A 13,092-nucleotide genomic window follows, 5' to 3' on the forward strand; every position below is an offset into this window, starting at 1 on the left:
GTGACCTGCGTCTTCCATCTATATAAGCAAGCGTCTGTGCGTCGCCGTTTTGCCCACGCACGTTGACCATTATTCAGGGACCCGGACATGGAACTGGTTGTAAAAAGCGTTAGCCCAGAAACGTTGAAGACCGCCACTCTGGTCGTCGCCGTCGGCGAAGGCCGCAAACTCGGTGTCGTGGCCAAACAACTGGACGAATTGAGCGGCGGTGCGATCAGCGCTGTACTCAAGCGTGGCGACCTCGCCGGCAAAGTCGGCCAGAGCCTGTTGCTGCACAGCCTGCCGAACCTGAAGGCCGAGCGCGTTCTGTTGGTAGGCGTGGGCAAGGACGAAGAACTGGGCGACCGCCCGTTCCGCAAAATCATTGCCGGCGTACTCAACACCCTCAAAGGCCTGGGCGGCAGCGATGCGGTACTGGCCCTGGATGAAGTCGTGGTCAAAGGCCGCGACAGCTACGGCAAGACCCGCTTGCTGGCGGAAACCCTGGTGGACGGCGAATACAGCTTCGACCAGTTCAAGAGCCAGAAAGCCGAACCCCGCGCCCTGAAGAAAGTCACCTTGCTGACCATCAAGGCTGCACAGGCTGAAGTCGAGCGCGCCGTGGCCCACGCCACTGCCATCGCCAACGGCATGGCCTTCACCCGTAACCTGGGCAACCTGCCGCCAAACATCTGCCACCCGACGTTCCTCGGCGAACAGGCCAAGAACCTCGGTAAAGAATTCAAGACCCTGAAAGTCGAAGTCCTTGATGAAAAGAAGATCAAGGAACTGGGCATGGGTTCGTTCTACGCCGTCGGCCAGGGCAGCGCCCAGCCACCGCGCCTGATCGTCATGCAATACAACGGCGGCAAGAAATCCGAGAAGCCATACGCGCTGGTCGGCAAAGGCATCACCTTTGACACGGGCGGCATCAGCCTCAAGCCTGGCTTGGGCATGGATGAAATGAAGTACGACATGGGCGGCGCCGCCAGCGTATTCGGTACCCTGCGCGCCGTGCTTGAGCTGAAACTGCCGATCAACCTGGTGTGCATTCTGGCCTGCGCCGAGAACATGCCGAGCGGCAACGCTTCGCGCCCGGGCGACATCGTCACCACCATGAGCGGCCAAACCGTGGAAATCCTCAACACCGACGCCGAAGGCCGTCTGGTGCTGTGCGACGCGCTGACCTACTCCGAGCGTTTCAAGCCACAAGCGGTGATCGATATCGCCACCCTGACCGGCGCTTGCGTCGTTGCCCTGGGCGCCCACACCTCGGGCCTGCTGGGCAACAACGACGAACTGATCGGCCAATTGCTCAGCGCCGGCAAGGCTGCCGACGACCGCGCCTGGCAACTGCCGCTGTTCGATGAATACCAGGAGCAACTGGACAGCCCGTTCGCCGACATCGCCAACATTGGCGGCCCGAAAGCCGGGACCATCACCGCTGCCTGCTTCCTGTCGCGCTTCACCAAGAACCTGAACTGGGCACACCTGGATATCGCCGGCACCGCATGGACCAGCGGCGGCAAGGACAAGGGCGCCACTGGCCGTCCGGTTCCATTGCTGACCCAATACCTGCTGGACCGCGCCAAAGCCTGAAACCGATGACCCTGAACGGCGTCACTTTAGGGTGACGCCGGTCAAGGCTCAGGAACCGCAATGACCAAAGTCGACTTCTATATCCTGCCCAGCGCCGATCCTTCGGCTCGGCTGGATTTCGCCTGCAAGCTCACCGAAAAAGCCTGGCGCATGGGCCACCGCATTTACTTGCACTGCAGCGATGCCGCCCAGCGCGAGGAGCTCGATGCACGTTTGTGGGCATTCAAGGGCGAAAGCTTCGTGCCTCATGGTCCTGCCGAAAGCGAACCGCAGAGTTTGATTGTGCTGGGGCTTGGCGATGACTGCGGTCAGCACCAGGATCTACTGGTCAATCTCGATCTGAAAGTGCCGGCATTCGCCAACAAATTCGCCCGCGTGGCGGAAGTGGTGGTGGAAGAGCCGACGATTCGTGCGGCTGCGCGGGAGAGTTTCCGTTTCTACCGCGAACAGGGCTATCCTCTGCAAGACCACCGTTTACAGCGACTCTGAGCATTCCGATGGACACTCCGAAACCGCAACAACAGTCCGCGCACCTGCTGGACGACCTCGAGTCGATCCGCCAACTGCTCGGCGATGACAACCTGCAACCACCGCTGCTGACCGACACGGTCGTTGACGGTGACCAGGAGCAGATTCCCATGTTGTTCGAATCTGTCGACAACGCGCCACAGCCCGTCGAACCCCCTTCACCGCCAGCCGCAGCCGCGCAACCATCACCGCCCCCGAGCAAAGGTCCCGACGCCCTGCTGCATCTGGACAGCGAATTGCGCGCTGCCGCGCTGTTGATCATGCAGGACGTGATCGACGACTTCGCCCCGCACATCGAAACCGAAATCAAACGCCGGCTGGATGCGCGGATGGAACGGTTGCTGAGCCAGTACGAATAACACCACCATTCCAATGTGGGAGCGGGCTTGCTCGCGAAAGCGGTTTCACATTCAGCATCGTTGCAGACTGGAAGACCGTATTCGCGAGCAAGCCCGCTCCCACATTGGATCTATGGTGCTGCTGGTGGTCAGGTTCATCCCGCGATCAACTCGCCCTCTGCCCCTTGCCCCGCTATACTTGCCGGCTTTTCCTGAATAAATGCCAATAGGGTCCCGCCGCGCATGGATAAGACCTACCAGCCGCACGCCATTGAAGCTTCCTGGTACAACACCTGGGAGTCAGAGAATTACTTCGCCCCGCAAGGCGCGGGCGAGTCCTACACCATCATGATCCCGCCGCCGAACGTCACCGGCAGCCTGCACATGGGTCACGGCTTCAACAACGCGATCATGGACGCCCTGATCCGTTTCCGCCGCATGCAGGGTCGCAACACCCTGTGGCAGCCGGGCACCGACCACGCCGGTATCGCCACCCAAATGCTGGTGGAACGCCAACTCGAAGCTCAAGGCCAGAATCGTCACGATCTGGGCCGCGAGAAGTTCCTAGAGAAAGTCTGGGAGTGGAAAGATCAGTCCGGCGGCAACATCAGCCGTCAGATCCGCCGCCTCGGCTCGTCCGTGGATTGGAGCCGTGAGCGCTTCACCATGGACGACGGCCTCTCGGAAGCCGTAAAAGAAGCCTTCGTACGCCTGCACGAAGACGGTTTGATCTACCGCGGCAAGCGTCTGGTCAACTGGGACACCAAGCTGCACACGGCGATTTCCGACCTTGAAGTGGAAAACCACGACGAGAAAGGTTTCCTGTGGAACCTCAAATACCCGCTGGCCGACGGCGTAAAAACCGCGGAAGGCAATGACTATCTGATCGTCGCGACCACTCGCCCGGAAACCATGCTCGGCGACGCCGCCGTGGCCGTTAACCCGAACGACGAACGCTACAAAGCCCTGATCGGCAAATTTGTCGAGCTGCCTCTGGTTGGCCGCCGCATTCCGATCATCGCCGACGATTACTGCGACCCTGAATTCGGCACCGGCTGCGTGAAAATCACCCCGGCCCACGATTTCAACGACTACGAAGTCGGCAAACGCCACAACCTGCCGCTGCTGAACATCTTCGACAAGAACGCGGCCGTACTGCCGGCCTGCCAGGTGTTCAACCTCGACGGCACGCTGAACGACAGCATCGACGGCAAGATCCCGGCCGAGTACGCCGGCCTCGACCGTTTCGAAGCGCGCAAGCAAATCGTTGCTGCATTCGACGCTGCAGGCCTGCTGGTCAGCGTCAACGATCACGCCCTGAAAGTGCCGAAAGGCGACCGTTCCGGCACCATCATCGAGCCGTGGCTGACCGACCAGTGGTACGTGTCGACCAAGCCATTGGCCGAGCCGGCCATCACCGCCGTTGAAGACGGCCGCATCGCCTTCGTGCCAAAACAGTACGAAAACATGTACTTCTCGTGGATGCGTGACATCCAGGATTGGTGCATCAGCCGTCAGCTGTGGTGGGGCCACCGGATTCCGGCCTGGTACGACGAGTCGGGCAAGGTCTACGTCGGTCGCGACGAAGCCGAAGTTCGCGCCAAGAACAACCTCGGTCCGGACGTTGCTCTGCAACAGGACAACGACGTTCTCGACACCTGGTTCAGCTCGGGGCTGTGGACGTTCTCCACACTCGGCTGGCCTGAGCAGACAGAATTCCTGAAGAAATTCCACTCCACCGACGTGCTGGTGACGGGCTTCGACATCATTTTCTTCTGGGTTGCCCGGATGATCATGCTCACCATGCACTTGGTGAAAAACGAAGACGGCACACCACAGGTTCCGTTCAAGACCGTCTATGTTCACGGCCTAGTGCGTGATGGCCAAGGCCAGAAAATGTCCAAGTCCAAGGGCAACGTCCTGGACCCACTGGACATCATCGACGGCATCGAGCTGGAAGAGCTGGTGCAGAAACGCACCTCCGGCATGATGCAGCCGAAACTGGCGAAGAAGATCGAGAAGCAGACCCGCGAGGAGTTCGCCGACGGCATCGCCAGCTATGGCACCGACGCCCTGCGTTTCACCTTCTGCTCGCTGGCGTCCACCGGTCGTGACATCAAGTTCGACATGGGCCGCGTTGAAGGCTATCGCAACTTCTGCAACAAGATCTGGAACGCCGCGCGCTATGTTCTGGACAAGGGCGAAGACTGCGGCCAGAACGGCGAAGCCTTTGAGCTGTCCCTGGCGGATCGCTGGATCATTTCGCAGTTGCAACGCACCGAAGCCGAAGTGACCCGTCAACTCGACCAGTTCCGCTTCGACCTGGCGGCACAAGCCTTGTACGAGTTCATCTGGAACCAGTATTGCGACTGGTACCTGGAACTCTCCAAGCCTGTGTTGTGGGACGAGAACGCACCGGTCGAACGCCAGCGTGGCACCCGTCGCACCCTGGTTCGCGTACTGGAAGTTGCGTTGCGCCTGGCGCACCCGTTCATGCCATTCATCACCGAAGAAATCTGGCAGCGCCTGGCGCCGCTGGCCGGTATCGAAGGCAAGACGATCATGCTGCAACCTTGGCCAGTGGCTAACGAAGCGCGCATTGATCAGGCCGCCGAAGACGACATCGAATGGCTCAAGGGCTTGATGCTCGGCACACGCAACATCCGTGGCGAAATGAACATTGGTCCAGGCAAGCCGCTGCCATTGTTCCTGAAGAATGTCAGCGCCGAAGACCAGCGTCGCCTCACCGAGAACGATGCCCTGCTGAAGAAACTGGCGCGTCTCGAATCGATCACTGTTCTGGCTGCCGGCGAAGAAGCACCGCTGTCCGCCACGGCACTGGTTGGCGAGATGGAAGTGCTGGTACCAATGGCCGGCCTCATCGACAAAGGTGCGGAACTGGCGCGTCTGGACAAGGAAATCCAGCGTTTGCAAGGTGAAGTGCAACGCGTCGGCGGCAAGCTGTCCAACGCTGGCTTCGTCGACAAGGCCCCGGCCGAAGTGATCGACAAGGAGCGCGCCAAACTGGCTGAAGCCGAACAGGCTTTGAGCAAGTTGGCCGAGCAGCATGCGCGGATTGCCAGCCTGTAACGGCAAATCGCAATGAAAAAGGGAGGCCCGCAACGGCCTCCCTTTTTTGTGCCCGCCCCTTTCCCTAATCCACCAAAAATCCCTGTGGGAGCGGGCTTGCCCGCGATGGCGGAGTATCAGAAAACCACTTTATACCCTGACACACCGCCATCGCAGGCAAGCCAGCTCCCACAGGAAAGCTTTTCAATGCGAGGAATGTGGGACAATACCCCCCACTTTTAGCCATACCCGAATCGACCTCGCCCATGAACGCCCCCCGCACACCTAGACCTGCGCGTAAAAAGCCTGACACCGCGACCCCGGCCAAAGCCGTGGAACCGCGCGAAAAAGCCAGCCTTCACCCGCGCAACCGCCATCAGGGTCGTTACGACTTCCCGGCCCTGATCAAAACCACGCCGGAACTGGCGAAGTACGTGATCATCAACCCGTACGGCAAGGAAAGCATCGACTTCGCCAGCCCCGATGCGGTGCGTGTGTTCAACCGGGCGTTGCTCAAGTCGTTCTATGGCATCGCGCATTGGGACATCCCGGCTGATTACCTGTGCCCACCGGTTCCGGGGCGTGCCGACTACGTGCACTTCCTCGCCGACCTGTTGGCCAGCGTCAATGACGGTGAAATCCCTCGCGGCGCGCCAGTCAAAGTGCTCGATATCGGCATGGGCGCCAACTGCGTTTATCCGTTGATCGGCTACAGCGACTACCGCTGGCACTTCCTCGGCTCGGAAATCGATCCGACGGCCGTGGCCGCTGCCAAAGCCATCGTGCAGTCCAACGGGCTGAACAAAGCCATCCAGCTGCGCCAGCAAACCAACCCCAAGCACATTCTGCTGGGCCTGCTGGAGCCGGGCGAACGTTTTGACCTGACCATGTGCAACCCGCCGTTCCACGCCTCGATGGACGAAGCGACCAAGGGCAGCGAGCGTAAGTGGCGCGCCTTGGGCCGTGCCGACCCGAAACGTAAATTGCCGGTGCTGAACTTCGGCGGACAATCGGCTGAGCTGTGGTGCGAAGGGGGCGAGGCGCGGTTTGTCACGCAATTGATCGCCGAGAGCGCCCATTTCCAACACAAAGTGCTGTGGTTCAGCACCCTGGTGTCGAAGGCTTCAAATCTGCCAGCGATCCAGACCGCCTTGAAAAAGGCCGGCGTCCTGGAAAGCCAGGTGGTGGAAATGTCCCAAGGACAAAAGCAAAGCCGCTTCGTTGCCTGGACCTTCCAGACAAAATCCGAACAGCAAGTGTGGCGCGAGCGCTGGGTTAAAAAAAGCTGATTACCTGACCGCCGCAAATCAAATGTGGGAGCGGGCTTGCTCGCGAAGGCGGTGGGTCAGTCGACTTCAATGGTGACTGACCCACCGCTTTCGCGAGCAAGCCCGCTCCTACATTGGTTTAGCGGTGCTGCAGGACAATCGCTGAATCGCAGACACAAAAAAACCGTGCCCGGATTGCTCCGGAGCACGGTTTTTTTTAACAAGTCTTACTTGTTAACAGCGTCGGTCAGGCCTTTGGCCACAACCAGCTTGATAACTTTCTTGGCAGCGATTTCGATGGCAGCGCCAGTCGAAGGGTTACGGCCAGTACGGGCAGGACGCTCAGTCACTTTCAGTTTGCCGATACCTGGCAGAGTGATTTCGCCGCCGTTTTCCAGCTGATCAGCAACGATTTGGCCCAGTTGGTCCAGAGCGTTACGCGCGGTGGTTTTTGGCGCGTCGATGGCTTCAGCGATGTCGGCGATCAGTTGGTCTTTAGTAAGAGCCATGTAGTGTTCCTTCCCTATCAAATTCATATGGATTGCAGAGTGCAGTGTCAGCCATCGAGCCCGATCTTCTGGATCTGGCACCCTCGGCCAATAACCACTGGATCGGGGTTATAGATACCGAAATCAGGGTTTGGTTCGACCTGACAAATGCTGAATGCACGCTTAACGCAGTGACTTCGCGTAAGACGGGGCAAAACTAGCACAGAGACGGGGAAATATCCGCCTCTAGCTACCCATTTGGTCAGCTTTATTGCTCTAAATCGGGAAAAAAACGCATAAGCACCGTCGGTCGCCCGGGATTTGCCCTTCATGCCGCGCCAAAACCAGTGGTTGCGGTACACTTGGCACTTTTTCGGGGAGCACGCCCTCCTCTCTTCATTCAGCCGAGAAGCCCATGCCGATCCGTCATTGCATCGTCCACCTGATCGACAAAAAACCCGACGGCACACCCGCAGTTCTTCACGCCCGCGACTCTGAACTCGCCGAGTCGAGCGCGATCGAGAACATGCTTGCCGACCTCAATGAGAGCTACAACGCCAAACAAGGCAAGGCGTGGGGGTTTTTCCATGCCGAATCCGGCGCGCACCCGTTCAGCGGCTGGCTGAAGGAATACTTCGAGGGCGGCAAGGACTTCACGGCGTTCAGCCGGGTGGCAGTAGAGCACCTGCAAAAGCTGATGGAAGAGTCGAACCTCTCGGTGGGCGGCCACGTGCTGTTTGCCCATTACCAACAAGGCATGACCGATTACCTGGCCATCGCGCTCCTGCACCACAGTGAAGGCGTTGCAGTGACCGATCAGCTGGATGTCACCCCGTCCCGCCATCTGGATTTGGGCCAATTGCACCTCGCGGCGCGGATCAACGTGTCCGAGTGGCAGAACAACAAGCAATCCAAGCAGTACATTTCGTTCATCAAAGGCAAGAACGGGAAAAAGGTTTCGGAGTATTTCCGCGACTTCATCGGTTGCCAGGAAGGTGTCGACGGCCCTGGTGAAACCCGCACTTTGCTCAAAGCCTTCAGCGACTTCGTGGAAAGTGAAGATTTGCCGGAGGAGTCTGCCCGCGAGAAGACCAAGACCCTGGTCGATTACGCCAGCAGCCAGGCCAAACTCGGTGAGCCCATGGGCCTGGAAGAACTCTCGGAGCTGATCGACGAAGAGCGCCCGAAAGCCTTCTACGATCACATCCGTAACAAGGACTACGGCCTGTCCCCGGAAATCCCGGCGGACAAACGCACCCTGAACCAGTTCCGCCGCTTCACTGGCCGCGCCGAAGGCTTGTCGATCAGCTTCGAAGCACACCTGCTGGGTTCGAAGATCGAGTACGACGAAGAAGCCGGCACGCTGATCATCAAAGGCCTGCCCACCCAACTGACCGACCAGCTCAAGCGACGCAACTGATGCTGAACAGCATCCTGAAGAAATTCCTGCTGATCGTGTTGGTGGTCGTGGTCTACCAGAACTGGGGCAAGATCGAGCGGGTGTTCAACCCCTCACAAGTCGTGTCAGAGCAGACGCAGGCCAAGGCCAACGTCGTGCTCTACGCGACCGACTGGTGCGGCTACTGCAAGCTGACCCGGCGTTTTCTCGACCAGAAAGGTATTCCGTACAAGGAATTCGACATCGAGAAAGATGCCGAGGCGCGCAAGGCTTATGAAGCCTTGGGGGGTGGCGGAATTCCGATCATCGACGTTAATGGTACGTTGATTCGCGGGTATGACCCGGATGCGATCCTCGCCGCATTGAAGTAACTCTTCGCCTCACACAATTCCTGTAGGAGCCTGGCTTGCCCGCGATGGCCGCGACTCGGTCTAACAGTCACACCGCGTAATCGTTCATCGCGGGCAAGCCACGCTCCCACAGGGGCAGGTCAGTGTTTCTCGATGCGGAATCCGAACCGTGGAAAGTGCACATGCACCACGCCGCCACGCTCGTCTTCACGACGCAGAATCAATTCCTCGCTGCCCGCGAACACTAATTCCCCGGCCACCGGATCAACGCCATAATCGGTTGCGGCAATGACCACCTGCTGGCCCGCCTCAAATCCATTGGGCTCATCGAACTGCTCATCCGGCAGTGCCGCTGGCGTGCTATTGCGCGCGATCTCCAGCGCCTCTTCGGAGGTCATCTCGCTGAAGGCACCGTGCCCGAAACCCAATACTCGCGCGTGCCACGCGGCAACCGCCGGGTAAGCATCCACCAGCGGTGCAGTGACCGGGGTGGCTTTGAGGAACCAGAGGCAATGCGCCAGGGCGAAGTCGGCAATCGACGGTTCGCCGAACAGGAAGTCACCCTGCTCGCGCTGCAATTGCAGCTCCAGCCGCGACATGATCGTGGGCCACTGGTGCCGCGCCTGCTCGGCGGACAATCGGGTCGCACTACCGCCACTGAACAATCCAGCGCGGTCAGCGAGAAACGCCTTGATTGCTTCCGGCGACAACCTGCCAAATCTGACGGCGATCGATTCCGGCTGAAACACCAGGCTGACCGCATGCTGGAACACCACCGAATCGGCCCATGCAGCGAGGGTCGCGGCAATCATTTCCTGACCTTCCGGGAAGAACGCCGGCAAGGCTTTTTCCTGTTCCAGTCGACGGGCGATCAGCGACGTGTCGCAGTAAATATCCGCCCCGACCTGCAATACCGGCGTCTTGCGGTAACCGCCAGTCAACGCCGTCAGATCGGGTTTTGGCATCACCGGCGAGATGTTCACCGAGCGCCAGGACAGCCCCTTGAAGCCCAATAACAGACGGGCCTTTTCGGCAAAGGGGGACGTCGGGTAATGGTGAAGAATCAACTCGGACATGCTCGGCTCCGCCGCACGGATTAGGAATCCGCAGCTTAGCGCGCAATCCGCACGCGGCCTACAGATCTGCCTGATGGGAACCTATCAGTCAGGTTGATAAGCCCGCAGCAGCGCTCGCCACCAGACATTCCTTGGCACTTTTCTTGAGTTTTTTGATCAGCCGTTCCTGTCGTAGCGCTTCGCTTTTATCGCGACAGACTTCGGTGTAGACCAAGGCCACGGCAGGGCTGGACAGGAAAAACCGCGCGCCCTTGCCGCTCTGGTGAGTGGCGAAGCGACGCACGGGATCGTCGCTGATCCCGCAGTAGAGCGAGCCATTGGCCGCACGAACGAGGTAGACGAACCAGGGTTTGCTGACGGGCAGCGCCGGCTCGGCGGCAATGTCGGAAGATTCGCTCTGGGTGTTCACGTGACGATCAAGGCTTGTAGGAAACAAGCCGCGATCTTATCAGCGACTGGCCTGGAATACCTTCAGCCCCTTCAGGGCTTGAGCTCGCACGGCGTTTCTGACCAGAGGTGTCCAGCCCAGAATCAGCCCTTTGAAACCCAGCGCCTGGCGGGACCAGGTCCACAGGTCGAAGCTGTCGTGATGTTCGCAAATCTTGCCATCGCGAAATATGAAGCGGGCCTGAATGTCGTTGACCACGGTGTTGCCAGTCTGGCTGAACAGATACGTCGCGACCCAATGCGCACCGCCGGTGCGCTCGTCGGTCCGCACGTTATCGAACGTCAGGGAGAAATCCTTCGCCCGGGTGGTGAGCATGCGCCACATGTCGCCGGCGTCGCGGCCGCGCAGTTCACCGAACGCCGGATCACTGAACACCACGTCGTCGGTATAGCAGGCGCTCATGGCCTCGGCATCCAGACGCTGGAAAGCTTGATAGAACCGGGTGATCAATTCGTTGTGGGCATCACTCATGGGCAGACTCCCTGTGCTTGCAAAATGGCCTTGAAAGATTGCCTGCACGATAGTCTGCAACGGAGCGAAACACTATCGGCATTCGCGGGCCGAATACCGACAGTGCGCAGGCGTCAGACTTTTTCGCTTTCGACTCGAACGTACAGCGAACGTCCTGCACCGAGCCCGGCAACAATTGCACCGAGACCAATCACGCCAAAGATCCAGCCCAGCGCCGTCCAGCCGCCGGTCCAGTCATGCACGATACCCACCGCGAACGGTCCCATTGATGCCAGGGTGTAGCCGAACCCCTGGGCCATGCTCGACAGGTTGGCCGCGACATGCGAGTCCCGCGAGCGCAGCACAATGAGGGTCAACGCCAGGCTGAACGTGGCACCCTGCCCCAGACCGAGCAGAATCGCCCAGCCCCACAGGCCTTCAATCGGCGCATACAGACAGCCGAACAGGCCGCCGAGGGTCATCAGCATCACCACCACAATCGCCAGGCGCTGATCCTTGCCGCGTGTCGCCAGCCAAGGCGCCGCCAGTGAACTGACCAACTGAACAATCACCGAACCTGACAGCACCAGACCGGCTTGTGTCGGCGTCAGGCCACGGCCGATCAGGATCGACGGCAACCAGCCAAACACGATGTAGGCCAGGGAGGATTGCAGCCCCATGTACAAGGTCACTTGCCACGCCAACGGATCACGCAGTAGCCCGCGAACCCGGTAAGCGACATTGTGTGCACCGTGTTTCTGGCCGCCCACTTGCGGCAACCAAAAGATCGCCGCGATCAATGCTGGCAACACCCAGAAGCCAAGACCCAAGGCCCAGCTTTTGTCGAAATGCTCGCTCAGTGGCACGGTCGCACCTGCGGCCATCGCCGCCCCCAGACACAAAGCCATGGTGTAGACACCGGTCATGGTGCCGGCCTGTTTCGGGAAATCTCGCTTGACGATACCGGGCAACAAAACACCGATCACACCAATGCTCGCACCAGCCAGCACACTGCCGGCGAACAAGCCTGTCTGGCCAAATGAGCTGCGCAAAATGATCCCGCCCGCCAGCATCAGCAGAATGCCCAACACCACCCGCTCGGCACCAAACCGTCGCGCCAGCACCGGCGCCAACGGCGCGAACAAGCCGAGGCACAGCACCGGTAAAGTCGTCAGCAGGCCGGCCTGGGCAGCCGACAAACCGAGGGTCTTCGAGACCTCGCTGAGCATCGGCGCCATGCTCGACAACGCCGGACGCAAGTTCAACGCCACCAGGATCAGCCCCAGTAACAACAGCCATGGCCGGCGCAGTATCGGGTGACTTTGCTGGACTTGTTCGTCATCCGCTTCGGCGTCGATCAGCAGCTCTTCGAGCTCCGTCGTGCGCTTGGATTGGGCGAGGTTGTTTTCGCTGCTGGACATGGGCTTCCCGGTTTCAAGGTTCATTGATCAACTGCCTCGACAAGGCTTTGGCCCGCTCCGGGTCACGTTGTTCGACGGCATCCAGCAGCTCGATATGCAGGTCGAATACTTCCTGGCGTCGCGGGGTGATATTCAGGGTCTGGCGCAATTGCGCGCCGATGACGCTGGAGAAATAGCGATACAGCTCGCTGAGCGTCGGGTTGTGCGCGGCATCCACCAGACGGCGGTGGAAGACCAGGTCGCAGGCGATGTAACTGTCGAGATCGCCGTGGTAATGACGGCCGCTGACGCCGAGTGCCTCGCGCAACGCCACCAGGTCTTCATCCGTTCTGCGTAACGCAGCGAGACCGATGGCTTCAACTTCGAGGATGTGCCGCGTTTCGCGGGCCTGCTCATGGGAGCAGCGGGACAAGGCTTTCATCGTGTCCAACGGATCGATCACGGCCCGCAGGTAACTGCCGTCGCCCTGGCGGATTTCGATCAAGCCTGAAAATGCCAACACGCGCATGGCTTCACGCACGGTATTGCGGCTGATGCCCAGCTCGGTCGCCAGTTCCGGTTCGGTGGGTAGACGTTGGCCGACGACCCAGACGCCTTGCGTGATGCGAAGGCGTAACTGGTCCAGCGCTTGGTCGACCAAGGATCGCTTGGTCAATGGAGAAATGTCTGACATGGAATT

Annotated in this window: 13 protein-coding genes; 7 read left to right on the forward strand and 6 right to left on the reverse strand. The window is 59.7% G+C overall.

Annotated features, from left to right (window positions below):
* The first annotated feature begins 87 nt into the window (after positions 1-87).
* From BMS17_RS09455 to rlmF, 5 genes are all read left to right on the forward strand, one after another.
* On the forward strand, positions 88-1,578 hold the full coding sequence (locus tag BMS17_RS09455) for a leucyl aminopeptidase (RefSeq protein WP_046028994.1): 1,491 nt from the start codon (positions 88-90) through the stop codon (positions 1,576-1,578).
* Between the two features lie 60 nt (positions 1,579-1,638).
* The gene (locus tag BMS17_RS09460; protein ID WP_046028993.1) at positions 1,639-2,067 is read left to right on the forward strand and encodes a DNA polymerase III subunit chi; all 429 of its coding nucleotides are present in this window, start codon (positions 1,639-1,641) and stop codon (positions 2,065-2,067) included.
* An 8-nt stretch (positions 2,068-2,075) separates the two neighbouring features.
* Entirely contained in the window at positions 2,076-2,465 is a 390-nt protein-coding gene (locus BMS17_RS09465) for a hypothetical protein (protein WP_046028992.1), read from the forward strand.
* A 222-nt stretch (positions 2,466-2,687) separates the two neighbouring features.
* A complete protein-coding gene (locus BMS17_RS09470) occupies positions 2,688-5,534 on the forward strand; it encodes a valine--tRNA ligase (RefSeq protein WP_077430824.1) in 2,847 nt (948 codons plus the stop codon).
* 245 nt (positions 5,535-5,779) lie between these two features.
* Entirely contained in the window at positions 5,780-6,802 is a 1,023-nt protein-coding gene (rlmF, locus tag BMS17_RS09475) for a 23S rRNA (adenine(1618)-N(6))-methyltransferase RlmF (protein WP_046028990.1), read from the forward strand.
* Between the two features lie 206 nt (positions 6,803-7,008).
* Here the strand turns inward: rlmF and BMS17_RS09480 are convergent, their stop codons facing one another.
* Positions 7,009-7,290, reverse strand: a complete 282-nt coding sequence (locus BMS17_RS09480) for an HU family DNA-binding protein (protein ID WP_007905514.1) — start codon at positions 7,288-7,290, stop codon at positions 7,009-7,011.
* Positions 7,291-7,684: 394 nt separating this feature from the next.
* Here BMS17_RS09480 and yejK point away from each other — a divergent pair, with 394 nt between their 5' ends.
* Together yejK and BMS17_RS09490 are read left to right on the forward strand one after the other, a co-directional pair.
* On the forward strand, positions 7,685-8,689 hold the full coding sequence (gene yejK, locus BMS17_RS09485) for a nucleoid-associated protein YejK (protein WP_007944833.1): 1,005 nt from the start codon (positions 7,685-7,687) through the stop codon (positions 8,687-8,689).
* Positions 8,689-9,039, forward strand: coding sequence for a glutaredoxin family protein (locus BMS17_RS09490; RefSeq protein WP_046028989.1), 351 nt, complete (start codon positions 8,689-8,691; stop codon positions 9,037-9,039). Before yejK ends, BMS17_RS09490 begins: the two co-directional genes overlap by 1 nt.
* Before the next feature lie 119 nt (positions 9,040-9,158).
* Here BMS17_RS09490 and BMS17_RS09495 read toward each other — a convergent pair whose 3' ends face one another.
* From BMS17_RS09495 to BMS17_RS09515, 5 genes are all read right to left on the reverse strand, one after another.
* A complete protein-coding gene (locus BMS17_RS09495; protein WP_077430825.1) occupies positions 9,159-10,094 on the reverse strand; it encodes a glutathione S-transferase family protein in 936 nt (311 codons plus the stop codon).
* Between the two features lie 88 nt (positions 10,095-10,182).
* Positions 10,183-10,503 (reverse strand): GIY-YIG nuclease family protein, encoded by a 321-nt coding sequence (locus tag BMS17_RS09500; RefSeq protein ID WP_077430826.1) that lies wholly within the window; start codon positions 10,501-10,503, stop codon positions 10,183-10,185.
* Between the two features lie 39 nt (positions 10,504-10,542).
* Entirely contained in the window at positions 10,543-11,013 is a 471-nt protein-coding gene (locus tag BMS17_RS09505; protein ID WP_077430827.1) for a nuclear transport factor 2 family protein, read from the reverse strand.
* 113 nt (positions 11,014-11,126) lie between these two features.
* Positions 11,127-12,437 carry an MFS transporter gene (locus BMS17_RS09510; RefSeq protein ID WP_077430828.1) on the reverse strand — a complete coding sequence of 437 codons (1,311 nt, stop codon included), beginning with the start codon at positions 12,435-12,437 and terminating at the stop codon, positions 11,127-11,129.
* Positions 12,427-13,086: a FadR/GntR family transcriptional regulator gene (locus BMS17_RS09515; RefSeq protein ID WP_046028979.1), complete on the reverse strand. Its 660-nt coding sequence runs from the start codon at positions 13,084-13,086 to the stop codon at positions 12,427-12,429. Before BMS17_RS09515 ends, BMS17_RS09510 begins: the two co-directional genes overlap by 11 nt.
* Positions 13,087-13,092 lie beyond the last annotated feature (6 nt).

The organism is Pseudomonas sp. C9, from assembly GCF_002000165.1.
In the GTDB taxonomy this organism is placed as follows: Bacteria; Pseudomonadota; Gammaproteobacteria; order Pseudomonadales; family Pseudomonadaceae; genus Aquipseudomonas.